Annotated in this window: 31 protein-coding genes, 2 pseudogenes and 1 other annotated feature; of the genes and pseudogenes, 7 read left to right on the top strand and 26 right to left on the bottom strand. The window is 42.3% G+C overall.

Going from position 1 to position 22,422, the window contains the following annotated elements; translation table 11 throughout:
• Positions 1-19: 19 nt before the first annotated feature.
• From HZY94_RS05445 to HZY94_RS05540, 21 genes and pseudogenes are all read right to left on the bottom strand, one after another.
• Positions 20-271, bottom strand: a complete 252-nt coding sequence (locus HZY94_RS05445) for a hypothetical protein (RefSeq protein ID WP_179925338.1) — start codon at positions 269-271, stop codon at positions 20-22.
• Positions 272-274: 3 nt separating this feature from the next.
• Complete coding sequence (locus tag HZY94_RS05450; RefSeq protein ID WP_179925339.1) at positions 275-445, bottom strand: hypothetical protein; 171 nt, start codon at positions 443-445, stop codon at positions 275-277.
• A 1-nt stretch (position 446) separates the two neighbouring features.
• Positions 447-794 (bottom strand): DUF1372 family protein, encoded by a 348-nt coding sequence (locus tag HZY94_RS05455; protein WP_179925340.1) that lies wholly within the window; start codon positions 792-794, stop codon positions 447-449.
• Between the two features lie 12 nt (positions 795-806).
• Positions 807-1,190, bottom strand: a complete 384-nt coding sequence (locus tag HZY94_RS05460; RefSeq protein WP_179925341.1) for a beta-sandwich lipoprotein — start codon at positions 1,188-1,190, stop codon at positions 807-809.
• Positions 1,191-1,339: 149 nt separating this feature from the next.
• Positions 1,340-1,492 (bottom strand): hypothetical protein, encoded by a 153-nt coding sequence (locus tag HZY94_RS05465; RefSeq protein WP_179925342.1) that lies wholly within the window; start codon positions 1,490-1,492, stop codon positions 1,340-1,342.
• Complete coding sequence (locus HZY94_RS05470; RefSeq protein ID WP_179925343.1) at positions 1,482-1,664, bottom strand: hypothetical protein; 183 nt, start codon at positions 1,662-1,664, stop codon at positions 1,482-1,484. The genes HZY94_RS05465 and HZY94_RS05470 overlap by 11 nt, the downstream gene beginning before the upstream one ends.
• A 152-nt stretch (positions 1,665-1,816) precedes the next feature.
• Positions 1,817-2,014 (bottom strand): annotated as a pseudogene (locus HZY94_RS10525) (helix-turn-helix transcriptional regulator); the annotation flags it as partial.
• A 145-nt stretch (positions 2,015-2,159) separates the two neighbouring features.
• On the bottom strand, positions 2,160-2,294 hold the full coding sequence (locus HZY94_RS10530) for a hypothetical protein (RefSeq protein ID WP_257151901.1): 135 nt from the start codon (positions 2,292-2,294) through the stop codon (positions 2,160-2,162).
• A 10-nt stretch (positions 2,295-2,304) separates the two neighbouring features.
• Positions 2,305-2,523, bottom strand: a complete 219-nt coding sequence (locus HZY94_RS05480) for a hypothetical protein (protein WP_179925345.1) — start codon at positions 2,521-2,523, stop codon at positions 2,305-2,307.
• Positions 2,520-2,921, bottom strand: a complete 402-nt coding sequence (locus HZY94_RS05485; protein ID WP_179925346.1) for a RusA family crossover junction endodeoxyribonuclease — start codon at positions 2,919-2,921, stop codon at positions 2,520-2,522. Before HZY94_RS05485 ends, HZY94_RS05480 begins: the two co-directional genes overlap by 4 nt.
• Positions 2,922-2,940: 19 nt before the next feature.
• Positions 2,941-3,126 (bottom strand): hypothetical protein, encoded by a 186-nt coding sequence (locus HZY94_RS05490; RefSeq protein ID WP_179925347.1) that lies wholly within the window; start codon positions 3,124-3,126, stop codon positions 2,941-2,943.
• A 146-nt stretch (positions 3,127-3,272) separates the two neighbouring features.
• Positions 3,273-5,537, bottom strand: a complete 2,265-nt coding sequence (locus HZY94_RS05495) for an AAA family ATPase (protein ID WP_179925348.1) — start codon at positions 5,535-5,537, stop codon at positions 3,273-3,275.
• Between the two features lie 12 nt (positions 5,538-5,549).
• Positions 5,550-7,133, bottom strand: a complete 1,584-nt coding sequence (locus HZY94_RS05500; protein ID WP_179925349.1) for a DEAD/DEAH box helicase — start codon at positions 7,131-7,133, stop codon at positions 5,550-5,552.
• A complete protein-coding gene (locus HZY94_RS05505; protein ID WP_228064564.1) occupies positions 7,133-7,807 on the bottom strand; it encodes a hypothetical protein in 675 nt (224 codons plus the stop codon). The genes HZY94_RS05500 and HZY94_RS05505 overlap by 1 nt, the downstream gene beginning before the upstream one ends.
• Before the next feature lies 1 nt (position 7,808).
• Positions 7,809-8,930, bottom strand: a complete 1,122-nt coding sequence (locus HZY94_RS05510) for an ATP-binding protein (protein ID WP_179925350.1) — start codon at positions 8,928-8,930, stop codon at positions 7,809-7,811.
• Between the two features lie 12 nt (positions 8,931-8,942).
• Positions 8,943-10,244 (bottom strand): AAA family ATPase, encoded by a 1,302-nt coding sequence (locus HZY94_RS05515; RefSeq protein WP_179925351.1) that lies wholly within the window; start codon positions 10,242-10,244, stop codon positions 8,943-8,945.
• On the bottom strand, positions 10,244-10,465 hold the full coding sequence (locus HZY94_RS05520; protein ID WP_179925352.1) for a hypothetical protein: 222 nt from the start codon (positions 10,463-10,465) through the stop codon (positions 10,244-10,246). The genes HZY94_RS05515 and HZY94_RS05520 overlap by 1 nt, the downstream gene beginning before the upstream one ends.
• A gap of 11 nt (positions 10,466-10,476) precedes the next feature.
• On the bottom strand, positions 10,477-10,665 hold the full coding sequence (locus HZY94_RS05525) for a hypothetical protein (RefSeq protein WP_179925353.1): 189 nt from the start codon (positions 10,663-10,665) through the stop codon (positions 10,477-10,479).
• 13 nt (positions 10,666-10,678) lie between these two features.
• Complete coding sequence (locus HZY94_RS05530) at positions 10,679-10,990, bottom strand: excisionase (RefSeq protein WP_179925354.1); 312 nt, start codon at positions 10,988-10,990, stop codon at positions 10,679-10,681.
• Between the two features lie 389 nt (positions 10,991-11,379).
• Positions 11,380-11,556, bottom strand: coding sequence for a hypothetical protein (locus tag HZY94_RS05535; RefSeq protein ID WP_179925355.1), 177 nt, complete (start codon positions 11,554-11,556; stop codon positions 11,380-11,382).
• 12 nt (positions 11,557-11,568) lie between these two features.
• The gene (locus tag HZY94_RS05540) at positions 11,569-11,760 is read right to left on the bottom strand and encodes a DNA-binding protein (RefSeq protein WP_179925356.1); all 192 of its coding nucleotides are present in this window, start codon (positions 11,758-11,760) and stop codon (positions 11,569-11,571) included.
• A gap of 299 nt (positions 11,761-12,059) precedes the next feature.
• Here HZY94_RS05540 and HZY94_RS05545 point away from each other — a divergent pair, with 299 nt between their 5' ends.
• From HZY94_RS05545 to HZY94_RS05560, 4 genes are all read left to right on the top strand, one after another.
• Positions 12,060-12,422: a helix-turn-helix domain-containing protein gene (locus tag HZY94_RS05545; RefSeq protein WP_179925357.1), complete on the top strand. Its 363-nt coding sequence runs from the start codon at positions 12,060-12,062 to the stop codon at positions 12,420-12,422.
• A gap of 23 nt (positions 12,423-12,445) precedes the next feature.
• Positions 12,446-12,826, top strand: a complete 381-nt coding sequence (locus tag HZY94_RS05550; protein ID WP_228064565.1) for an ImmA/IrrE family metallo-endopeptidase — start codon at positions 12,446-12,448, stop codon at positions 12,824-12,826.
• A 157-nt stretch (positions 12,827-12,983) separates the two neighbouring features.
• Positions 12,984-13,772, top strand: coding sequence for a TM2 domain-containing protein (locus HZY94_RS05555; RefSeq protein WP_228064566.1), 789 nt, complete (start codon positions 12,984-12,986; stop codon positions 13,770-13,772).
• A 39-nt stretch (positions 13,773-13,811) separates the two neighbouring features.
• The gene (locus tag HZY94_RS05560; RefSeq protein WP_322783467.1) at positions 13,812-15,002 is read left to right on the top strand and encodes a tyrosine-type recombinase/integrase; all 1,191 of its coding nucleotides are present in this window, start codon (positions 13,812-13,814) and stop codon (positions 15,000-15,002) included.
• Positions 15,003-15,086: 84 nt separating this feature from the next.
• Here HZY94_RS05560 and rpmA read toward each other — a convergent pair whose 3' ends face one another.
• The 5 genes from rpmA to HZY94_RS05585 form a co-directional block, all read right to left on the bottom strand.
• Entirely contained in the window at positions 15,087-15,380 is a 294-nt protein-coding gene (gene rpmA / locus HZY94_RS05565) for a 50S ribosomal protein L27 (RefSeq protein ID WP_003032879.1), read from the bottom strand.
• A gap of 17 nt (positions 15,381-15,397) precedes the next feature.
• The gene (locus tag HZY94_RS05570; RefSeq protein ID WP_135037916.1) at positions 15,398-15,742 is read right to left on the bottom strand and encodes a ribosomal-processing cysteine protease Prp; all 345 of its coding nucleotides are present in this window, start codon (positions 15,740-15,742) and stop codon (positions 15,398-15,400) included.
• A 14-nt stretch (positions 15,743-15,756) separates the two neighbouring features.
• Positions 15,757-16,071, bottom strand: coding sequence for a 50S ribosomal protein L21 (gene rplU / locus HZY94_RS05575; protein ID WP_135037918.1), 315 nt, complete (start codon positions 16,069-16,071; stop codon positions 15,757-15,759).
• Positions 16,072-16,102: 31 nt separating this feature from the next.
• Positions 16,103-16,174 (bottom strand) — a sequence feature (ribosomal protein L21 leader region).
• A 75-nt stretch (positions 16,175-16,249) separates the two neighbouring features.
• Positions 16,250-17,464, bottom strand: a complete 1,215-nt coding sequence (thiI, locus tag HZY94_RS05580) for a tRNA uracil 4-sulfurtransferase ThiI (protein WP_179924256.1) — start codon at positions 17,462-17,464, stop codon at positions 16,250-16,252.
• A 2-nt stretch (positions 17,465-17,466) separates the two neighbouring features.
• Positions 17,467-18,609 (bottom strand): cysteine desulfurase family protein, encoded by a 1,143-nt coding sequence (locus HZY94_RS05585; RefSeq protein WP_179925358.1) that lies wholly within the window; start codon positions 18,607-18,609, stop codon positions 17,467-17,469.
• Positions 18,610-19,531: 922 nt separating this feature from the next.
• Here HZY94_RS05585 and HZY94_RS05590 point away from each other — a divergent pair.
• The 3 genes and pseudogenes from HZY94_RS05590 to mnmE all read left to right on the top strand — a co-directional run bounded on the left by HZY94_RS05590 (position 19,532) and on the right by mnmE (position 22,208).
• Positions 19,532-19,957: a DUF6556 family protein gene (locus HZY94_RS05590; protein WP_179925305.1), complete on the top strand. Its 426-nt coding sequence runs from the start codon at positions 19,532-19,534 to the stop codon at positions 19,955-19,957.
• A 102-nt stretch (positions 19,958-20,059) separates the two neighbouring features.
• A pseudogene (locus HZY94_RS10665) lies at positions 20,060-20,197 on the top strand (DUF3644 domain-containing protein); the annotation flags it as partial.
• 637 nt (positions 20,198-20,834) lie between these two features.
• A complete protein-coding gene (gene mnmE / locus HZY94_RS05600) occupies positions 20,835-22,208 on the top strand; it encodes a tRNA uridine-5-carboxymethylaminomethyl(34) synthesis GTPase MnmE (protein WP_179925359.1) in 1,374 nt (457 codons plus the stop codon).
• Positions 22,209-22,422 lie beyond the last annotated feature (214 nt).

Consider the following 22,422-nt stretch of genomic DNA (forward strand, 5'->3'; position numbering starts at 1 on the left):
CATTGTTTCGGTATATCTTTCATTTCAGTAACTCATTTCCATTCGCAAATTCTTGCGACAGTTTCTGCAACTCTTCATCCGAGATATACGTCACGCCTTTTTTCTTAATGTCAGACCAAGTGCGATTATACATTTCATCAGGAATATTCAACCATCCCCAATCGTTTCTGAAAAACACACATAGAACTCCGTCTCGGACTGAAAAGATTGTCAAATCTTTCTTTGATTTGTAATTGATACGAAACGGTCTGCGTTCATCTAAATATCTCATGTGTTATCCTCGAATCCGTTTCATGACTACAGAATAAAGCGGTCTGTATGAGTAGGCTTCTTGTTGTGCATACATATACTCCTCCGCTTCCTTTTTATCCGAAAACAGCTTTCGACCAACAATTTCCATGTGGTCAAAATACGTAAGTACTTCGTATTCTTTTGCTTTGTCCATACTATCCTCCTACTCCCCTCCTAACTTCCACACGCTTCCTAATTTCTTTCGGCATTTCGTCACCAATCTGCACGTTCTCGTAAGTCTTCTCGCTTACCAAGAAATTCCCATAGCCCGACACGGTCAGCGTGTACTTGCCGTCTTTTTCTTGCTTATCAACCACTTTTCCGACAGTCAGACCTGTGTATGCCTGTCTAAGCTGTGTCTGACTCATCTCTAAGCGGTCCACCTTCTGCTCCAGCTCGTGCAGCTGGATTCCAAAATGGATTTGAATTGCAAATATAAATACCGTCAAAAGCCACACGCCGAACAAAGCTGATTCCAAGATTCCTTTTTCTCGATTAGTCACTAGTTTCCCTCCTTATTTCGACAACTTCGTATCAATCGGAATCACCATGTCAGGATTGAAAATCAAAGTGTACTTAGTATCGCTGACATCTTTTCCAGTAATATCTTCAACGATGTAGGTCACATTATCAGATAAGCCGATAAAATGCTTTTTGTAGCCACCCTTATTATCTTCTGCAATAATCTCCAGTTGGTTATCGTCTGTGTCAGCGGTGATAGACATCTTTCCTGTCACTTGATATAGCACTTCACCTTTGATGGCATTGATAACTGTAATTTTCCGGACAATGTTAATATCGTCTGCTTCTCTCGACACGTTATAAGAAATACGAGCTGCTTTACTACAAGCTCCTAAAAGCAAAGTCGTTCCTAAAATACAAACTAATAATTTTTTCATTGATTTTTCTCCTCAATCATCATCTTCGTCGTCTTCAAACATCACGGTAGAACATTCATGACAAAGTCCCACGAATCTCCCTCCTGATCCGCAAGCTACCCCTCTAGCTGCAATTTCTTTTTCTTGTTTACAAAAATGACATGGCCCAATCATAAATATTTCGCCCTTTCTAGCACAAACTGCGGGACTATATCCCCAACTCGGTAACAGTGAAAATCATAAGGACTTACAGAAATCCACTTGCCATCTACTAAAAACATATACTGCCCAAACACATTGACTTGCTTATCATCAATTTTCATGATCTAGCTCCTCGTATTCTAGAATGCCGACAAATAGAGGTAATGTTTCTAAAGCAGGCGGAATTAAGGTATATCTCAAAACTTCAATCTTGTTTTCTCTAATGAAATCATTCACCTCTTCATCAAGGTACTCAACTAAATTCTCAAAATGCTTAACCCTGTAATTACTCATTTTCTAACTCCTACTTTCTCCACCGTCACTTTGTATTCGTGGCCATTTACAAACAGCGTCTGCTTCTGTCCACAAAGCCAGACGCTCTTCTCGATATATTCAATCGTATCTACCAACATTTTCCCAAGAACTAACTGGGCTTCTACAGGTGGATCACCTAGGTTTTCATATCCCAGTAAGTAGGCGATGGATACCTCAAAATAATCGGCTAGAGCTTGGGCTTTATCAGAGTTCATGGAATGCTTTCCATTTTCCCAATTTGATACGGTCAGTTTAGTTGTCCCAATAATATCAGCTAACTCTTTTTGGGTTAGCTTTTTTTCTGTTCGTAATTCTTTCAACCTGTTCATCTTCCAACCTCCTGAATCTCAGAAATCCAATGCTTACAAGAGTCACTCTTTCTCTTGGCATATTCTTCAGCAGTCTTCAGCGACTTAAAGAAACTAGTGCCAAGCACGAAATCCTTGTATCTCGTTGTCACTTGGTATTTCATTCTCACACCTCCACCATCTTGAAATCATAGACAGACGACTTATTCTCATCCATCCACTCCATTGCTGCCTCTCTGGTATCAAAACGTTTTGAATCACGATATTCACCTAGAAACCAATACTCAACTATAAATTTCATAATCCCTCCCTTACTCCACTTCCTTTGCTTTGCCTTCAAGCCACTCAAATATGAGTGAACATTGACCTCTGACTAACTCATCGTCACCATATTTTTTGCAGAGAGCTCCCATGGAATGAACTACCCAGCGCCAATAATCATCAGTCGCAAAACCAACATTAGCCATGACTTGATTACTCTGTCTCATCCAGTTTGGGACTTCTACTTCAAAGAACTCAATATAATTCATTCAAGCTCCTCCACTAATACATAAATCCCAACAACATCCGACCAAAACTTTTCCGCAATCTCACTAGCGACTTGCGCATCATCCTTCCAATACCCAAGGTCCGTCATGCAATCTTTCAACAGCTTCTGAAGATTATCTGTATCGGGCTTAGTCACTTTGTACTGACCGTTTCTTTTTCCTTTCACTACTGGAAACAACCACTTGACCGTTAAGCGAATAGGTCCATTCAGTTTATGATCTGGTACATGCTGACCAAGAGCAGACGTTAACTTACTTCTAGCCTCCTGTAAATCAGGCGGTTCATAGAAGTAGGGCTTGCCATTTCTAACACCAACTTTTTTCTGCTGGTGAGTTGTCGTTGGAATTTTCTTCATCGGTAAGAAAAATTCAATCTTCATAATCTACTCCTTATTTATTTTAGTTTCGATTTCCAAAGACAAAAACTTCTAAGTCCAGAGTGAAGGACAGGGTTACAGGGTTACAAGGGGCGGATGCATAGCCCCCTTGTACCTGTACCTGTTCTTCTGGACCTCTAGGGACACATTCCCAAATCTCTCTCTGAATAAGAGAGAGATTCTGTCCCTGGTTTTGTCCCTCGGACATTTCGATAAATTATTCGATATGACCCTCATTTTTACCCCTTTAGAGACACAAGGTCATATCGAATAAATGTCTCTGTGTCTCTAGGGTCACATCGATAAATGTCCCTCGATATGTCTTTCGATGTGTCTTTCGATATGTCCCTGTCCCTATCCTTCATTTTTTGAGTTTTTAGGAACAATTTCCTTGTTAACAATATCGAATTTTCCGTTATTTTTGATCCATCTACGAATTGTTTTTTCACTTACTGATTTCTCCTCGTTCGAGAAATAATCAATCAAACTATCCAATGTCACAGGATCAGTACCATCATCAAGTACTGCAATTGCAGTTTCGACTTTCTTAGCCTTGTCTTCCTTGGTTTCTTTCTTCTCGAAATTCTTCTTCCAAGGAGAATTCTTTCCGTTTGTAGAATCCTCCAATTGAATGTCCGCAAGTACCCCGGACTGGTCCACACTGTGAACAGGATAGCTAAACCACATATTGACAGGCGGGAATTTCGCAAACTCTCGAAGGGTACCTTCAACTCGCCAACCTGTGCTGGTCTCCGTTGCCTTCTTAACTGCTTGAACCTTATCCAGGTAGGGCTTTTTGACCATGATGTCTGTAATGGCCTTCTCAAAGTGTTTCTGCATCTCAGCTCGACTCTCCAAGTCATCCAGCGAGACATGTTGCTGGTAGTAATCTAGTGCCTTTTCCTGTAGAGCCTCTTGATAAACCTTAGCGGTAGCCTTATTGGTTCTCATCTTGATCAGTTCGTCTGTCAATTCCAATTCCACTAAGTCAATAAGGGCATCTGGATCCCTGGCAAAGACTCCGGAACCACTGGCCCGGTCCATGGACTTCTTGCCGCCCTGAGAACCTTTTGAGTGGTGGTGGCAGTAAATGACACTACAGCCCAACTCAGTCGCCACCTTATCAAATTGATTGGTGAAGTGAGCCATTTGGTCTGCGGAGTTTTCATCACCCGTTAAAACCTTGTAGATGGGGTCAATAATAACTGCTTGATAATTCTTCTTCAAAGACCGCCGAATCAGCTTAGGCGCTAACTTGTCCATGGGGACGGTTTTCCCACGGAGGTTCCAAATATCAATGTTTTTGATATTGTTTGGGGCAATCCCCATGGCATTGTAAACATCTTTGAATCGGTGGAGGGCTGACGGTCGGTCCAACTCCAGATTGACATAGAGAACTCGCCCTTGCTCACACTCCCAGTCAATCCACTTCCGACCTTCGGCAATGGCGATAGAGAGTTCAATCAAAGCAAAAGATTTTCCTGCTTTAGACGGACCTGCAATGAGCATTTTGTGACCTTGGCGCAACACTCCTTTTATGAGTTCTGGCGCTAATTCGGGCAAGTTATCCCACTCTTCGGCTAAAGTCTCCGGATCAGGCAGGTCATCGTTCAAGTCCTCAATCCATTGGTACCATTCTTCGTAATTGGCTTTACCAATATTGGTATCAATTAAGAATTGTTTTCGGCCAGCCCGAGTGACACCAGGCATGCGAGACAGACGACTAGGATTCCTGTTTTGAGTATCAATATCGAGACCGTTCTTCTTACAGATGTTATAGATATAATCGACCCGTTTTCGGTACTCTTGATAGTCTCTGGCATCTACTTTGACAATGGCATGTAGTGACTTCTTGCCAGAATGGACCAGGGTCGCAATCGGTAATTCTAATTCTTTAAAGAGGGCGTACTGCTTACCAAGCTCCATGCTGTCGGACTCAACCAAAGCATACCGGAACTCCGTAACGTTACTATTTTTGACTCCCTTACTATCCACTGGATTGAAGCGAATCCAAGCGCCAGCTTCTTCTTTTGGATCACCAAAGACCGCTCCGATATCGTTTCCTGCATTTTGAAGAGCCTGAATCAATTCCCCTGCAGTCCGGTCATAGGCCCCTGCAGTCGGTTTGTAGATAATGCCCTTATCCGTTTCGATAGGATATGTCTCTGTCACGTAGCCAACGTAGTCCGTTGACTCAAAGAGAGTCTCCAAGTAGCGAAGCAACTCCCGCCCTGGTTCCCAATAGAAGGGTTCTCGGATTTCCTGGGACTCAACCCAGTTTTTATCTACAATCTTGTAATCTCCAATTGTGGAATCCCAGTCCAGTTCATGAGAGGGGCCATTGGAATTCCCTTTGGGAGTCCAACCTCGCTCTTTGGCCATCTGGGTGATGGTAGCTCCTGTTATGCTACCAAGACCTTCTCGTTGGAAACTCTCCCACTTTTTGAAGCACTCACCTTCTTTATAGCGACTGTCAGACTGAGACCATGAATCCCAGTCAGCTGCACTATAGCCTTCGTGCTTCAGGGCCATTCCAACATCGACCCATTCCTGGTAAGTCACAGAGGACGGCTCAATATAATCTAACAAAGGCAGTAAATCAAAATCTCTGTCTGCCATACCTCCTCCTTACTAACTAGGCTGATACTCTCTAGGTACCACACCTTTTGGCAATCGCCAGCCACTGGCTGCAATACGATCAATCATAGACCGGCAATTCTCAAAACTCCAGAGACCAACATTTCGGAATCCGTAACGCTCCAATAAGCGAATTTGCTTAGGTGTAGATAAGCCGTTATCTCGACGCTTATTCAGGCGATCCAGTAACTTACTTGCCTTCCCAGCATTTCCAATCTCTTCTGTATAAATACCGTATTTCTCAAGAGCATTGAGTTGTTCTTGTGACGGTGGTGCCATCTCCCAACCAAAGCTCGGAACATAGTCCTGAAGATCCTCAGCTTGGATAGACATCTCGAATTGTAACGGGTCCACCAGCTTACGTTTTTTCTTGCGTTGTTCCGCTAAGAGATTGGCCAAAGCTTCCTCTCGTTGAGCGACTACATCTTGGGTAGCTTGCACCTCTACTTCTTCAATGTCAAAGATAGTGCCTGCTTCTTCTTCCATGTTCTCGGTCATCTTAGCTGCCACTTCACTATTTTCTGCAATCAAGTGAGCTGGCCGACAAAGCTCATGACGTTCTGTGTGCCACAAGAAATCCAGTAAGAGTAGATTCTCTTTGCCTGGTGCTAGTCGAGTACCACGACCCACCATCTGACTATAGAGAGAGCGAACTTTTGTCGGCCTTAGGACTACCACGCAGTCAACTGTTGGGCAGTCCCAGCCTTCCGTCAAAAGCATTGAATTGCATAAGACGTTATACCTATCCTTGTCAAAATCTTCGAGAATCTCCGCTCGATCATCCGAATTTCCATTGACTTCAGCTGCCTTAAATCCCTTTTGGTTCAAAATATCTCTAAACTTCTGACTTGTTTTAACAAGCGGTAAAAAGACGACTGTTTTTCGGTCTGCACATTGTTTGACCATCTCGTCTGCAATTTGCTCCAAGTATGGATCGAGTGCCGTTCCAATCTCACTAGCTTTAAAGTCACCGGCCTGTTGACTGACGGATGATAAATCCAAGGTAAGGGGAATCGTGACTGCTGTAATCTTCGAAAGATAGCCAGACTTGATAGCATCTACAATGGAATACTCATAAGCGAGACTATCAAAGTAAGAGCCTAGATTTTTCATATCTCCACGGTCTGGGGTTGCTGTAACCCCTAGAACATTAGCTTCATCAAAGTGACCTAAAACTCGTTGATAGCCATCCGAGATTGCATGATGAGCTTCATCAATAACAATCGTGTCAAAGTGATCCTTGGGAAACTGACTAAGGCGCTTTTCCCGCTGCATAGTTTGAACAGACCCTACAACCACCCGATACCAGGAACCAATAGAGGTTGACCCTGCTTTCTCGAGTGCTGTTCCAATTCCTGTAGCATTCAATAACTTATCGCTTGCTTGGTCTAGTAATTCAGAACGATGAGCTAAAATAAGCACTCGCTCTCCTTGTTTCACACGGTCTTCAATAATCTTAGAAAAGACAATGGTTTTTCCACAGCCTGTAGGTAAGACCAGAAGAGTTCTCTTCCGGCCTTGTTCCCATTCGGCTTGTACTGCTGACCGTGCTTCTTCTTGATACGGTCTAAGCTGCATTAGAATCCTCCAAATCCACCGCTAGTTGGCGCTCCAGTTGGGGCCTGAGGTTGCTGGGGTGGAATATTCGTTGTGTTCCCTTGAAAGAATGAACCTTGTTGCGGTTGTTGGGCTTGGGGCTGAGCTGGTGGCACTTGTTGGTAAGGTTGTTGAAATTGTTGTCCTTGTTGTGGCTGAGTTGGTGCTTGTGGTGTGCTTGGTTGTACATTGGTATTCAAAACCTTAGTCCAGTCAACTTCATCGGCATAAATCATAGACTTGATGTCATCGAATTTTTGATCCGCATAATTGCCTGTTCCCTGTCGTTTTCCAATGCGAGCTACTCCTTTAGCACCAAGGATATTCCAATTCATACGAAGAGGCTCCCCATGCTTCTTCTGACCAATGGCGCCGAAGAAAGCAGATAGCATCCCTTCTGTAGAACTATGAAGGAAAAGATTGTGCTTCATACTCTTACTTCCTTCTTCTGTCTCAATTGAAATCGTTACAATTGCCTTATTACAGGCTGGTAGTTTTCCAGGATTTTGTGGGTTGGGTGTGTGTCGTGCCCGTTCTAAATTCGTTACAGTGAATTGATAATCTCCTGGTTCTAGTTCAATGAAACCACTACCATCAACGGTAATTTCATCTTCCCATTCTAGTGCTCGGTCAAAATTTTGGTTAAAATCTGTCATTTTATTCTCCTTCTTTCATTTCAAATGGTAGTTGTTCATCAACACGGACATTCTCCTCAATTGCTTTGTAGACCTTCGGCCACTCAGTAATGAGATAGTTCCAATAATCAGGCGCAATCGATTCAGGCGGCGTAGCAGTTGGATAAACGTTAGTCATATAGATAGCTGTCATGAGCTCATATTGAGTTACCCCACTGTTGATCATGAGGTCTTTCAATCCTTGCGGAATGACTGGACTAATTTCCCCTACATCTGTAGCTGGTGTTGGTACTGGTGCTGGTTGTGCCGGTGCTGTCGGTTGCTCAACAGGATTAGGTCCCATCATGCCCGGTTGCGAACCTTGGACGGGTTCTTGTGGTACTGGTTGTTGAACAGGTTCTTGGCTAACGGGAGCTGCTTGCGGTGCTTGGAATAGATGCGCAATTGCGGAGTAGTCCAAGGGAATCTGTTCCGGCAACCCATGGCGATTCTTGGCATCCCAGGCTGGATGGTGTTGGGTGTAGATGACCCGTTCTCCCCCCTGGGCCTTTTTCTTTTTACTGTCAGTCGTTACAACAGTGGTCTTATAGTTGGCAAACAGCACCATGTCAGCCCATTCTTTGACGATGGGAGCGGTTTGTGAACTGGTCTTTTTCCCCAACTTCAACTCCCAACGATCATAAGCACCAAGTTCGTCTGGCTGTTCGAATTTCCGCATTTGAGCGTGAGCAGTAAGCACAATATTGATACCTAACTCAACCAGCTCCTGGAGTAAGTCCAAGAATCGTTTCATTTCTTCCGCTGCATAAGTGTAGCCATTACCGTATCCAAAATCTTCGATTCCTCGTTTGCCATGTTGGTTACAAATATCCTGAACAAGCAAGGTTTCAGCCCAGTCAATCGTATCAATGACCAAGGTTTGACAAGCTGTTGGATTGGCTTTAAGAAAAGCAATCTGATTCTTTAACATGGTGTAGCTAGTCGGTTTATCCATCCGGGCCACATCCATATTGTCCGTAGATCCTTCTGTGTCGATAAAGACTGGATTGGGGAAGTTGGCTGCAATACTAGATTTACCAATTCCTTCCGGGCCATAAATGACCACACGTTGAGCTCTCGCACGTCTTCCTTTTGTGATTTGCATAAGGTTTCCTTTCTAGAATAATGTTCCTTCCCATGTCTTGGGAGCTTGTGGTACAACAGGTTGATAGGACTCATTCTCAACCGAGTAACCATCTTCAATGATGATCGAGCACTCATCCCCCCTTGATACCCGAGTCGCAATCGCTTGTAAGCCCTCCGACTCCAACCAAGCCCCGAACAGTTGAAGTGATTTCTGGTCCATTTGTTCCAACTTGTCAATCAGAACAAACCCACACTCTGGCTTCAACTTGCGGACAATGGCAGTTGATACCATGAGTTGCTCGGAACCAGACATGTTATCCCAGCGCTGGCCATTGTAGACCAACTCTCCCTCTACCACCGATAGACCAGGCAAAGGGAGGTCCGCAGTCGTAAGCAACTCCTGCTTCTCCTTGCGAACTGCTTCCAGCTTTTCAGTTAGATCTTTGTACTCTCGACGTTGAGCCTTGGCATCTTCTTCCGCTTTTTCCTTGCTCAAGTTGGCTCGGACCTTGAGATTGATTTGTTCGATGTTGGCAATATTCTGCTCAATTTCTGCAGTCGATTCATCTTGTAAATTAACTACAGAATTCTGAGCAATTGCTAGATCAGACGACAATTGTTGGAGCTGCTGTTCAGCTTCTGCCAAACGAGCCCGCAGTTGATTCACCTCATCATTCTTGAGATTGTAAGATTGTTGGATACCCGCAAGGTTTTGTCGTTTTCGCTCATTCTCACCATTTCGAGCCAAGACTTCCTGTTGTTGTAGAATTAGCTCGGATAGACTGATTAACTCTTTGGGAGCATCTTCATAGAAGGGCTGTTCCTTGGCATACTTTTCCTTCTGGTCAGCGATAACTCCAACAGCATGCCGGTTGTTGTAAATAGTCTTTTCTTGGGTCTCTAATTGGAATAACTGGTCTCCAACCCCAATAATCTGAAGGAGAATATCAGCCTTTTCTTTTGGGCTACTATCCATGAATTTGGGTAAGTTGATGGCCAGTTCTTCCACAAAGCTATCCAGTAACTGTTGTCCAGCCTTTTGACCATTTGGATCAATAACCTTGAGGGCTGAATTTTTCCCTTTGCGCTCCACTACTAGTCCATTTGATAGGGTCAATTTAAGCGCTGGAGAAGCCATGGCACCGTCTCTCTGTGCTTGGCTAGGTTTATACCGATTTCCTCCTAGCGCCCAAGCAATGGCATCTAGGACGCTAGTTTTGCCCTGTCCGTTATCACCACCGATGATGGTCAGACCAGAACTCGACGGCTCAACCTTAACTGCCTTTATTCGCTTGACGTTCTCAATTTCTAAACTGTTAATTGTAATAACCATCAGCTCTCCTCCCCAATAATCAATCGGCTCTCTTCGACAACTTTCTGCTTAGTTTCAACACGGCTATGAGCTAGAGCATACTCTAAAAGCGAACTGATCACAGCGTTTAAAGTCAAATCACATTCGTCGGCAATCTCCGCGATTCGGTTGTAGACCTCTTCTGTACACCGAATCCGTGGATAAAATTTAGACTCTTTCTTTTTCTCTTTTTCTACAATCATTCATTTTCCTCCTAACTCACAAACTCTTCTTTTCTAGTTGCCTGGTTGATCTCCACGCGCCGCCCAGTCTTGAAATCAATGAATCCAGCGGGACGCTCACGAACTTCTGCAATATTAATCTGAGTATTTTTCTTTCGCAGATTTAGCGCAAGAAATGCAATAGCTGCAATATTAACCACTAGTGAAATTGTTGTAATCATGTTTGGCTCCTCCTTACTTTCTCAATCGCTTTTCCAATTTGATATTTTCCAGCATTTCCGCTAAAGTTTCTTTTTTAGTCCTGTATCGATTCCGGCTTTTCCATTGGACAAACAGTCCAAATCCCTCATAATCTATGAATACAATCCTATAGGTTGGGTTAAAAACATATTCCTTAAAATCTGGATGCTCTCTCATCTCTGCAGCCCACTGTTTTGCTGTTTGTTTAGTTAATCCTTGCCACCTCTGCATAAGGTGGGCATAATCACCGTGCGTCGCATCTTCACCCTGATTCACAGGTCTATAAACTATCTCAGCTTTAGGCATAGCCATACCTCCTTTCTGTGGTATACTTAAAGTGATTTATTTTAGTTAGCCCCTCACCGGATTACCGTCCGTTGGGGCTTTTTTTTCATTAGCGGGTAACATTACCCATACTCCCCTAGCGTGATATAATGATTTTGAGTAGAAAGCGTTCATTATTTTTACTCAAAATCTATGGAAAGGAGAGGAAAGTATGTTTATTCGTGTTACAAATCTAAAAACTGGTTCACATCGAACATTTAACGGTGTCGACAAAGTAATATTCCATTCTAGGCAAAATACCACTGAGTACACCCGAGTGAACTGTATCAACCACTCAGAACCGGCCACTGGATTTAGCATCATCACTTCCCACAGTGAAGCTTCGTTCCTAACAGATACTTGGACGATTACTAAAGCAAGTCAATAGGATCATGCTTAACACGTACCACCCATCGAAAACCAGATTGTCTGATTATAGGTTCTCTTTTATCAAGTAAAATTTCTTTACTAAAATGCACTTCGCAATTAGGGTGTTCATCAATGTAGGCTTGGATTTCTTTTTCCAAGTCTTTTGTTTTTTCTTCCACACTACCCTCCTACTACTCAATGTTGTAATCAGCAATCACTCGCAAAATGAATTGGTTAGCCTTGGGTCCTTTCGTCGAACCGCTTAAAATATTAGTAACTTCTTGGCGACTGCAACCGTAGGCCACAGCCAAATCGCTTTTTTTAATATTGTTATCTTTTAGAAAAACGATAACCTTGTTGCGCCCTACTGAAATATCAGGCATAGACATCTCCTCCTTTTTTAATAAAGTGTAAACAAGAAACAACTAAAAAATTAACTTTTTAGCAGATGATAGCTTGACATTTCACACCCAAAAGGTTAGAATTAAAGCATACTAAACAGCTCTAACAAATCAACTTAAACCTGTTCGCCAAAACTGTTTTTATAGTTGTTTGATTAGTTGTTTTCTTATTCATTTCTTGCTTACAAAAACATGATACACCCATTTGGTTGAATTGTCAACACTCTTCACCCAAAAAGTTGAAATGTTTTTTGTCATACCCTAGAAAGGTTGATAAATCAATGTTTCCAACGTTTGAAAAAATTAAGGAATTGTCAAAACAGTGTGGGATTACACTCACTCAACTAGAGGAAACTCTAGGCTATAGCCGAAACACACTCTATAAGTTGAAAACTCAAAAGCCCAACGCTGAAAGAATTGCTGAAATTGCAGACTACTTTAATGTATCTACTGATTATCTACTAGGTAGGACAGACAATCCAAATATTGCATCAGATACCTATACTACTCCATCTGGAAAAGAGATGGATCTCGCACAACTGGCTAACGGTGTTATGCTTTTTGATGGAAAACCATTAACCGAAGAAGAGAAAATCACAATTCAAGGAATCATTAAAGGATATCTCGATAGCAAGAAACAATAATTTTATTTAAAGGACTGATATATTTGACTGATAAAGAATTACTGGAACAGTTTCAAGTTGAACTTTGTATCTTTCACGGTGATTTACTTGAGCGTGATGGCTTCTATGAGCCTGAGTTCAGGGTTGTTTATATCAATAGCCTACTAAACAACGAAGAACGTCATAGAGTTCTACTGCATGAATTAGGGCATATCACGCACAATCCAGTAAATTACCAAAGACTGCTCGTTAAATACGAAAATGAAGCAGATCGTTTCATGGTTAGAACACTTCTCGAAGAAGAACTGGCTCAATATGATGTTGCTGATTTCAACTGGTTGCAATTTGCCAAACGCCATAAAATTTCTACAACTTGGGGAGAAAAAATGATACAAGAAGAATTTAAAAATATTGTAGGGATATGAATACCAAAAGCTCCCACATACCCATCATCACTTTAGCGAACAACTTACGCATGATTTCAAAAATACGAAAGGCGGCAGAATAATGAAGATTGGATTGCGAACCCCTAACCTCAAAAAGAGTTTGAAAGCAAAGACTACCAGAAAACTCAATAGACAGATGAAAAAAAATGTAAATCCACTTTACGGCAAAAAAGGTATGGGACTGATAAATAATCCTAAGAAAGCTGTTTATAACAAAGTTTACAACAAAACCACTATTGATCCTTTGAAAGGAGTTAAAAATCCTAAAAGTAATAAGAAAAAAGCAAATCCTGTTAAAACCCCGCCAATTAATAGTATCCAACCTTCAAAAATTGTTTCTTATACTTACAATAAATGGATTTATTTCATGCTAGCTCTTTTCCTAGGTACTTTTGGAGCTCAATATTTCTATTCGGGCGAAAAAAATAAAGGTATCAAATCCTTATTGTTCTGCTGGACTGGTATCCCTACTCTAATAGGCTTGTGCGGAGCTGTCGCAATATTGTTTAAAAATGCAGATTCGAATGGCAACATCACAAAAACTATTGAAAAAAGAGCAAGTGTCTCCGAGGTCATTTCCCATGGGAATGATGTTCAATCTCTTCTTCAAGAGATTGAAGAAATGGAATCAACTCTTAAGACAACTCTTGCTCCAAGTGAATATATTGCTACTGTCAAGAAAATTTCTGATCATTTAAATGAGATTACAAATTTTTCTCGCACTTATTCCAACAATACTAATTTTAATTCAAAATCTATGGCTAGTGCACTGCAAACAATGGTCAATGGACTTGCAGAGGAAGAAACCAACTTCATCAATCGTTATTTTGAAGCCTTCCAACTTGAGGGGCAAAATGAAATCTTAAAATACAAAGAGTATTTTAGTCCCGAAGGTCTCCAAATGATTGAACGCTTATACAAATAAAAAAAACTCTTTCACACTCGCCATCGCCAAACTTTGAGTGTGAAAGAGTTGCTTAAAATAAAAAGTACGCATTCAAAAGCGCTTTTTATAATACTCATTTTACCACAGAAGAAAGATAGGTACAATATGATCGGACAATATAAAAAAGGCGGTACGACCGCCTACTACTTCAAAGCTTATCATGGAATCGACCCACTATCGGGTAAAAAAATTATTACTAAACGGAGAGGATTTAAAACAGAGCGAGAAGCACGTCTCGCCGAAGCCAAATGTCTTTCGGATTATGAAAAGAAAACCTTTAGGGCTAAAAATACTACTACTACTTTTGCACAGGTTTACGAAATTTGGAAAAGTCATTATAAAAACACTGTCAAAGAATCCACTTTTGTGAGCCAAACAGACATCGCTGAACGCCACATTTTACCGGTATTTGGGCACAAACCCATTAATAAGATTACCCTAACCATGTGCCAAACACAACTCAATGAGTGGGCCACAAAATATAAAAGATTCTTTGGAATTGCTAGCATAGCTAATCAAGTTTTTGACTACGCAATCTCCATGGAACTGATCGAGAATAACCCGATGAGAAAAACTCTCAAGCCAAAACGTCAGAAAAAAGAAACGGGTGAATTAGACCAGTTTTACAATAAAGATGAATTACAAGAATTTTTCTCTCTTGTAGTAACAATGGATGACCCAGAAATGCTAACCTTCCTCCGGCTACTGGCCTTTACAGGTATGCGGAAAAATGAAGTGGCTGCACTAATGTGGAAGGACATCGATTTAAAAGATGGATTTTTAAAAGTCAACCGAACACTAGCCAAAGGAGAAGGAAACAAAATAATTTTCCAAACACCGAAAACAAAGAAAAGTGCTCGCACAATTGTTTTAGACCCTCAAACTGTTCAAGTTCTAAAAGATTGGAAAGTTTATAGCACCAAAGGCTTACTTTTCAAAAATGAGAACGGAGACCCTAAAAGCATTGTCCATGTAAATAATATGCTCAATCGTATTTGGAGAAGATACCCCGGCTTCAAACGGATTACCCCTCACGGTTTTAGACACACTCACTGCTCTCTTCTCTTTGAAGCTGGGGCAAGTGTTAAAGAAGTTCAGGAACGGCTTGGTCACGAGAATATTCAAACAACCATGGATATTTACGCCCACGTTACACAAAACGCAAAGAATGAAGTGGCCAATAAATTCGCATCCTATATTGGTTTTTAAAATATGGGTACCAAAGTGGGTACCAAAACAAAAATAAGACTCTCCGAAACTCTCGGAAAGCCTTATTTCATCGTCTTTTAGGACTTATTTAGCGATTGGGTAAACAGAAACTTGTTTTTTATCGCGTCCTTTACGTTCAAAGCGAACAACACCTTCAACTTTAGCGAAAAGTGTATCGTCACCTCCGCGACCTACGTTCACACCTGGGTAGATGTGAGTACCGCGTTGACGGTAAAGAATAGATCCACCAGTTACAGTTTGTCCGTCAGCAGCTTTTGCTCCAAGACGTTTCGCTTGTGAATCGCGTCCGTTAGATGTAGAACCTCCACCTTTTTTGTGGGCGAATAATTGCAAGTTAGCAAGATTCATTTTCAACATAATTGTTTTCCTCCATATTAGCTTTCAGTGATCACTTTTGTTTGTACAAACTCCGACGAGTCTTCCGCCAAATTTGCCATTCCGAGAAAGAAGGACTCAAAAAAGAGTTGAACCATCTCTCTCTGGTGAGGGGGGATACTTTGTGGAATTTCCACGCGTAGAAAACCACCCTCGGTTTCGTTTAATTCTAGATGTGGTTCGAAGCCTGCAAATTTCTCAATTGAATTTACAAAATTAATAGCAAGCGTAGAAACCGACGCACACACGACATCAAAGCCGTACTCGCCACTGGCAGCATGTCCAGTAATTTCTGCACTCCTCAGCTCGCCATCTTCGGCTTTTTCAAAGACTGCTTGTATCATGTGTTCACCTCTAATTAAGCGTTGATTGCATTAATGACAACTTTTGTGTAAGGTTGACGGTGACCTTGTTTACGATGGCTACCTTTTTTAGGTTTGTATTTAAAAGTTACAACTTTCTTTTGTTTTCCTTGTTTTTCAACAGTTCCAACTACAGAAGCGCCAGCGATTACAGGAGTTCCAAGGACAGTTTTTTCACCACCTACAAGAACAACTTCGTCAAAAGTAACTTCTTGACCTGCTTCAACATCTAACTTCTCAACGTAGATTGCTTGACCGACTTCAACCTTAACTTGTTTTCCGCCAGTTTTGATAATTGCGTATGTGCTCATTATGCACCTCCTATAAATTTTTTGGGTTTCCCCTTTTGTGAAGACTCGCCTAGCATCGTGGGGCGAACCACTTAAAACGATGATCGTGCGGTTGCACAGGATGTGCATAGTCAACTCTTACAGTTTACTCCATTCAAACTAAAAAAGCAAGAAAGAAGCATAATTTTTTAATATTTTTTTACAACAAATCTTCAATCAAGTCATCAACCTGATCTTGCTGGACTTGCGGTGTAATTTCTGTCACCTTGATTCCAGCAACAGCTCTTTCGACCAATCCGTCAATATCCAAACGTTGTTCATACTGCTCAACATTTTTGATTTTGGGATTGGTTTTTGGCCGATCCGGGGCAAAGATTGTACAACAGTCTTCAAAAGGTTGTATCGAGATGTCAAAGGTATCGATAGCCTGGGCAATGTCAATGATCTCCAATTTATCCATGGTCACTACTGGACGAATAATCGGTGTAGAGCTGACCGCATTGATAGCCTGCATACTCTCAACCGTCTGACTGGCCACCTGGCCTAGACTTTCACCATTGACAATGATTTGTCCGCCACGGACCTCACGAATGCGATCGGTAATCCGCAGCATAAACCGACGGGTCAGGGTCATCAAGTAAGCCTCGGGTGCCTTTTCCTTAATTTCCTCTTGAATTTCAGTAAAAGGAACTTCGATAAACTGGATATTACCGCCAAATTTAGTTAATTTCCGCGTCAAATCATGGGCTTTTTGCAAGGCACCAGGGCTGGTGTAAGGAGGACTGGCAAAATGAACAGCTTCAATCTCCACACCACGCTTGAGGGCTAGGTAACCAGCCACAGGAGAATCAATCCCCCCTGATAGCATCAACATCCCTTTACCAGAGGTGCCAACCGGCAAACCACCTGCAGCTCGAATCCGCTCATGCGTTAGATAGGCTGCCTCTTCCCGAATTTCTACTTGCAGATTAATATCCGGCCCCTTCATGGCAACCTTGGCATAGGGGAAGTTCCGAAAGACCACATCGCCCAAGGTCACATTCAACTCCCGAGAATCTTGTTCAAAGCTGTGGTCACTGCGCTTACTTGAAATCTTGAAAGTCATTCCTTCCTTATAAATAGACGTCATGATTTCCAAAACCGCCGCTTCCAGCGCCGGAATCGACTTATCCACCTTGTAGACCGGTGAGAAATTCTGGATCCCAAAAACCTCTTTTAAATTCTCAGCAACCGCCTCATAGTCGGTCCCATTCAAATAAACATGCGCCCGATCTCGATCAGCTGTAATTTCGATTCCTGGAAAAGGAGAAAGAACATCCTTGATATTGCGACGTAGTTGTTTAATAAAACGCATACGGTTTTTACCCTTGGTCGATAATTCCCCGTAACGCACCATAATTTCTGAATATTGCATCCTTAACGTACTTTCCTTGTCTGTTGGTAAATCAATTTAAAGGTGGTTAAAAACTGTTCCACCTGCGCCATCGTATTTTCCCGCGAGAAACTTAAGCGAACCGCAGAACTAGCCCTGTTCCCAGGAATTCCCATTGCAATCAGGGTTCCAGCCGGCTTCCCTGCCTTGGCCGAGCAGGCACTGGTTGTAGAAACAAAAATATCGTAGGCTTCTAAGGCATGTAACAGAACCTCGCCACGAACTCCCTTGATGCCGAAGGTTAGAATATTGGCACTGTGACCATCCAAGTCCGAAAAAAGCTCCACATCTTCATACTTGGCTAATTCTTGCAGCAGGCTAGACTTAATCGCTGCCAAACGCTCTTGAACAAACTCTCGCTCTTCCATGCTCAAACGCAAGGCCTTGGCCATAGCACCGATACCGGCAAGATTCTCAGTAGTCGACCGGCGCTCTCCCTCTTGCCCACCACCTGTCAGCAAGGGAGACAGCCGTTTTCCTTTTTTAAGATAAGCAAATCCGACACCCCGTAGCCCATGAAATTTGTGAGCCGAAAAACTGGCGAAATCAACGCGCTCCGGCAAGAACAAAGAGACATCTAGCTTACCAAGGGCTTGCACGGCATCGACATGGAGGGAAACCTTGGGCCAAGCCTCCAAAATCCGAGCCATCTCTGGAATTGGTTGAATACGTCCAATCTCATTATTCACAGCCATCACTGAAACCAAAATGGTATCCGGACGAATCTGCGCCGCAAAGCGCTCTAAATCGACCTGCCCCGTCTTATCAACCGGAATTTGCTCGACCTCAAACCCCTGTCCTACCAGCCATTGAGCGGATTCTGCCACCGCTGGATGCTCCACAACTGAGATCAAGATATGCCGTCCGAAATCCTGCTTTTCAAAGGCAACACCCTTGATAATCCAGTTATCAGCCTCAGTCCCGCCAGAGGTAAACACAATCTCTTGCGAATCCTTACCAAGCAAATCTGCAACCTGTTTGCGTGAAGCCTCCAAAAACCGATGAGCCTGATTACCTAGACGGTGCAAACTGGAAGGATTTCCCCAGATTTTCGAAGCAATTTCCGTATAAGTGGCCAAAACCTCCGGATAGGGTCTGGTAGTGGCCGCATTATCAAAATAAATCATTTACGACTCCTTGTATTCAATGTCTCCTATTTTATCATGAACCATTAAAAATAAGAACAGATAAGCCACAAATCCCAGACAACAAGGCTTCCTATTCTCTCCAAAAAGCGCTAACAATTTCGGCATTATCCCTTTTTGCCCTGGGAAAATCAAAAACCGCCCAACTTCAGGGCGATTTTTGATTCATGAACTTCAATCAATTTTTCAAGTGAGCCTTCACTCTGCTTCACCCGTACGCAACTCATTAATCGATAGTCAACTAAAGTCTGAGCCAGGAGGAGCGACCTCAAGACTTCTTTAGCATTACAAGGACTAGGTAGGACTGGTTACCTCCAACTTTCACCTGACATTCAGAATTTCAAAGAGATGTGTTCCTTTCTTTCTGCACATTTAGGCTACTTGTACACAACTTTAGCGTAAGCAACGAGCTTTTCACTCGTCAAAGTGCATCATAGCTTGGTTTTGCATTCCCGTTTCACCGCTTGTTGCAAAGCAAGGGATTCACGGGTTATTCCCCACTGGGGCGTCTATTATCACTACCGCCGTCTGTTGTTGATCTAGTTACGCATGGACTCCACGCTGTACGCACTCTTGCTACTCTCTCACATCGCAACATCCAATTGTCACCAATCAGATAATTTCTTATCCTGACGCAGTATCCCACATCCAGCGAAACGAGATTTACGCATACAACCTTGGCAAGGTGTCAACCAATCTTCACCAAGTTACTTGAAAAATTGATTGAAATCCACGTAACATTATTTTACCACTCTAGAAATCAAAGTCAAATAAAAACTGTGCACCGGTACAAGCTGCTCGATCTCTATAGTTCTCGAACGGAAGGAAAACGCAGGTCCAGTTCAACCTTGAATTTTCTCCTCCCCCTAGCTATAATAAGAAGAGAAAGGAGACATGTAAACGTATGACAGAATTATCAAGACGCAACAAACAAAAACCCAAGAAACCCGTAATTGACAAGGAAAAAACCAAACAAAAACTCAACAGCGGCCTCAACGCCTTCCAGCGCACACTAGCGATTCTCGGAGGAATTCTCGGTCTCATTACAGCCTCCATCACGATCTATACCTTTATGAACCGAAACAATCCCACCAATGAAGGCAACTCTAACCCTGTTCAAACTATTATCCGGCAATTCCAAGGTAACCCCGAAACCCCGAGCTCTAGCAGCCAGGAAAAAACAGAAACCCTGGAATCCTCTACCCCTTCAAATGAAATTCCCACTACCAGTGAAAGTTCCAGCCAAATCCTAGAACCAGAAACGACAACACCTAGCACATCCCTTGAGACCCCAACCATCCCAAGCGAACAACCTGCTACAACTGAATAGGAAGAGAAGATTGGAAAGCGAATTTCCAGTCTTTTCTAAAAGCAAAATGCCTAAATCTCCTCCTCATTCAGAAAAATGGTAATATAAGAATAGAAACTCTAAGATGAAAAAGACTCTTATCGCCATAAAATCGGAAATTCTGAACACGATACCTATTCGCAGCAGTTTATCGACTTTATTATTACGGAGATAGAAAAAGACCCTCAAAACTTTGTTGAGAGTCTTAGGAAATCTAAATAAAAAGATAACCCCAGGCACATAGGAATGCTTAGCCAATGGCCTCCCCCCCTCTGGGACCCAGCGTTTATCCTTCACGAGTTACCATTGTTAAATAAATTATGACACATCAAAAATGTGTTGTAATTTATTTAGCAAAACATCCCACTCCTGCAAGGTTGATTAGGTCATGTTCGCTATCAAAGGAATCAAGAATTGACTCACTGGGCTCCTAAATGGAAGAACCTGGAATATTCTTCATATAGCACACAATATTTGGTCTAACAATATACAATGCTGTTAGACCAAATCAACTACTGCGTCAAAGGTATTTTGCTAATCAAAATACAAGAGTTAAGACTGTTGTCTCACTCCCTAACCACCTAGACTTGCTAAAAATTTTAGCTTGACTACTAATCTTGAGTAGGCGATTAATTTTATTTGCTAATGGGCTTGGAACTATTAGCAAAGTGATTTAAGAAGACTAAAGTCAGCTCCGTTTTAGCATAGACTACAATTTCAAGGAAATCTAATATTACATGAACTATTTTCCAAAGGGACAAAAAACATCTTTGTTATTCGAAACTTCCACCAAGATTTTTTGAATTTAAAGCTAGAGACTTCAACACACTATTCCATAAAAGATTTTAGAAAGATAATTATGATTACCAAAGAATTCGATACCATTACTGCTATTTCAACTCCCTTAGGGGAAGGGGCTATCGGAATTGTCCGACTTTCAGGGTCCGATAGTTTAACCATTTTGAAAAAAGTATTTAAGGGGAAAAATCTGGACCAGGTAGAAAGCCACACTCTTAATTACGGCCATATCATCGATCCCGATAAGGATGAGATTTTGGACGAGGTTATGGTGGGCATTATGCTGGCTCCTAAGACCTTTACCCGTGAGAATGTGGTTGAAATTAACACACATGGAGGGGTGGCTGTCACCAACGAGATTCTCCAGCTCCTCATCCGGCAGGGGGCACGTTTGGCTGAACCGGGTGAATTCACCAAACGCGCTTTTTTAAATGGCAGGGTCGACCTGACACAAGCCGAAGCGATTATGGATTTAATCCGTGCCAAAACCGATAAGGCCATGAATATCGCGGTTAAACAATTGGATGGCTCCCTCTCGCAATTGATCAATGACACGCGCCAGGAAATTCTCAATACGCTAGCCCAGGTTGAGGTGAACATTGATTATCCTGAATACGATGATGTCGAGGAAATGACAACCCAGCTCTTGCGGGAAAAAACAGCTGACTTTGAACAGTTGTTATCTTCACTGCTTCAGACGGCACGCCGGGGTAAAATTCTACGAGAAGGAATTACCACTGCCATTATCGGTCGGCCCAACGTTGGGAAATCCAGTCTGCTTAACAGTCTTCTAAGAGAAGATAAGGCCATCGTTACGGACATTGCCGGGACCACTCGGGATGTCATCGAGGAATATGTCAACATCCAGGGGATTCCACTCAAACTGATTGACACAGCTGGGATTCGCGAAACAGAAGATATCGTGGAACAGATTGGTGTGGAACGATCCCGCAAGGCCTTGCAAGAGGCTGACCTGGTTCTCCTCGTTTTAAACTCTAGCCAGACCTTGATGGATCAAGATCGGCAACTCTTGGAGTTGACCCAGGATATGAATCGAATTGTCCTTCTCAATAAAACCGACTTGGAAAGCCAGATTGAAAAAGATCAGTTGCCTGCTGATGCCATCCCTATCTCGGTTTTAAAACAAGACAATCTTGAAGCCATTGAAGAACGGATCAACCAGCTCTTCTTTGAAAATGCTGGTTTGGTGGAACAGGATGCCACCTACCTGTCTAATTCACGGCACATCAGTCTAATTGAAAAAGCCCTAGCGAGCCTGCAGGCAGTCAACGAAGGCCTAGCTCTCGGAATGCCGGTTGACCTGCTCCAGGTTGATCTCACCCGCACCTGGGAAATTCTAGGAGAGATTACCGGAGACGCTGCTCCTGATGAACTGATTACCCAACTCTTCTCCCAGTTCTGTTTAGGAAAATAAGTCATCTTTTCTTTTATAAAATGGTTCTATAATAAGTTGTGTGGAAAGCTTTCTCTCCATGCAACTTTTTTTGTAATTCAGAGTGCAAAAAAAAGCAATTCCTAGTAAACTGATAAGTGGAAAAAACATCAGAATAGGAATTGCTTTATATGGACTATAATACTCAAAAATTACTCGGAATTCAAGACCTAGACATTACTTTTAAAGAAGAATG

It is taken from the genome of Streptococcus danieliae, from assembly GCF_013415245.1.
GTDB classification, from domain to species: Bacteria; Bacillota; Bacilli; order Lactobacillales; family Streptococcaceae; genus Streptococcus; species Streptococcus danieliae_A.

Excerpts from the sequence above, each read along its gene's own strand:
- mnmE (WP_179925359.1), top strand. The coding sequence starts at position 20,835 with ATGATTACCAAAGAATTCGATACCATTACTGCTATTTCAACTCCCTTA.
- HZY94_RS05450 (WP_179925339.1), bottom strand. The coding sequence starts at position 445 with ATGGACAAAGCAAAAGAATACGAAGTACTTACGTATTTTGACCACATG.
- HZY94_RS05510 (WP_179925350.1), bottom strand. The coding sequence starts at position 8,930 with ATGCAAATCACAAAAGGAAGACGTGCGAGAGCTCAACGTGTGGTCATT.
- HZY94_RS10530 (WP_257151901.1), bottom strand. The coding sequence starts at position 2,294 with ATGAAATTTATAGTTGAGTATTGGTTTCTAGGTGAATATCGTGATTCA.
- HZY94_RS05585 (WP_179925358.1), bottom strand. The coding sequence starts at position 18,609 with ATGATTTATTTTGATAATGCGGCCACTACCAGACCCTATCCGGAGGTT.
- rpmA (WP_003032879.1), bottom strand. The coding sequence starts at position 15,380 with ATGTTGAAAATGAATCTTGCTAACTTGCAATTATTCGCCCACAAAAAA.
- thiI (WP_179924256.1), bottom strand. The coding sequence starts at position 17,464 with ATGCAATATTCAGAAATTATGGTGCGTTACGGGGAATTATCGACCAAG.
- HZY94_RS05590 (WP_179925305.1), top strand. The coding sequence starts at position 19,532 with ATGACAGAATTATCAAGACGCAACAAACAAAAACCCAAGAAACCCGTA.
- HZY94_RS05540 (WP_179925356.1), bottom strand. The coding sequence starts at position 11,760 with ATGCCTGATATTTCAGTAGGGCGCAACAAGGTTATCGTTTTTCTAAAA.
- HZY94_RS05490 (WP_179925347.1), bottom strand. The coding sequence starts at position 3,126 with ATGTCCGAGGGACAAAACCAGGGACAGAATCTCTCTCTTATTCAGAGA.
- HZY94_RS05495 (WP_179925348.1), bottom strand. The coding sequence starts at position 5,537 with ATGGCAGACAGAGATTTTGATTTACTGCCTTTGTTAGATTATATTGAG.
- HZY94_RS05445 (WP_179925338.1), bottom strand. The coding sequence starts at position 271 with ATGAGATATTTAGATGAACGCAGACCGTTTCGTATCAATTACAAATCA.
- HZY94_RS05460 (WP_179925341.1), bottom strand. The coding sequence starts at position 1,190 with ATGAAAAAATTATTAGTTTGTATTTTAGGAACGACTTTGCTTTTAGGA.
- HZY94_RS05470 (WP_179925343.1), bottom strand. The coding sequence starts at position 1,664 with ATGAGTAATTACAGGGTTAAGCATTTTGAGAATTTAGTTGAGTACCTT.
- HZY94_RS05570 (WP_135037916.1), bottom strand. The coding sequence starts at position 15,742 with ATGATACAAGCAGTCTTTGAAAAAGCCGAAGATGGCGAGCTGAGGAGT.
- HZY94_RS05515 (WP_179925351.1), bottom strand. The coding sequence starts at position 10,244 with ATGGTTATTACAATTAACAGTTTAGAAATTGAGAACGTCAAGCGAATA.
- rplU (WP_135037918.1), bottom strand. The coding sequence starts at position 16,071 with ATGAGCACATACGCAATTATCAAAACTGGCGGAAAACAAGTTAAGGTT.
- HZY94_RS05500 (WP_179925349.1), bottom strand. The coding sequence starts at position 7,133 with ATGCAGCTTAGACCGTATCAAGAAGAAGCACGGTCAGCAGTACAAGCC.
- HZY94_RS05505 (WP_228064564.1), bottom strand. The coding sequence starts at position 7,807 with ATGACAGATTTTAACCAAAATTTTGACCGAGCACTAGAATGGGAAGAT.
- HZY94_RS05530 (WP_179925354.1), bottom strand. The coding sequence starts at position 10,990 with ATGCCTAAAGCTGAGATAGTTTATAGACCTGTGAATCAGGGTGAAGAT.
- HZY94_RS05545 (WP_179925357.1), top strand. The coding sequence starts at position 12,060 with ATGTTTCCAACGTTTGAAAAAATTAAGGAATTGTCAAAACAGTGTGGG.
- HZY94_RS05525 (WP_179925353.1), bottom strand. The coding sequence starts at position 10,665 with ATGATTACAACAATTTCACTAGTGGTTAATATTGCAGCTATTGCATTT.
- HZY94_RS05465 (WP_179925342.1), bottom strand. The coding sequence starts at position 1,492 with ATGAAAATTGATGATAAGCAAGTCAATGTGTTTGGGCAGTATATGTTT.
- HZY94_RS05480 (WP_179925345.1), bottom strand. The coding sequence starts at position 2,523 with ATGAATTATATTGAGTTCTTTGAAGTAGAAGTCCCAAACTGGATGAGA.
- HZY94_RS05555 (WP_228064566.1), top strand. The coding sequence starts at position 12,984 with ATGAAAAAAAATGTAAATCCACTTTACGGCAAAAAAGGTATGGGACTG.
- HZY94_RS05520 (WP_179925352.1), bottom strand. The coding sequence starts at position 10,465 with ATGATTGTAGAAAAAGAGAAAAAGAAAGAGTCTAAATTTTATCCACGG.
- HZY94_RS05485 (WP_179925346.1), bottom strand. The coding sequence starts at position 2,921 with ATGAAGATTGAATTTTTCTTACCGATGAAGAAAATTCCAACGACAACT.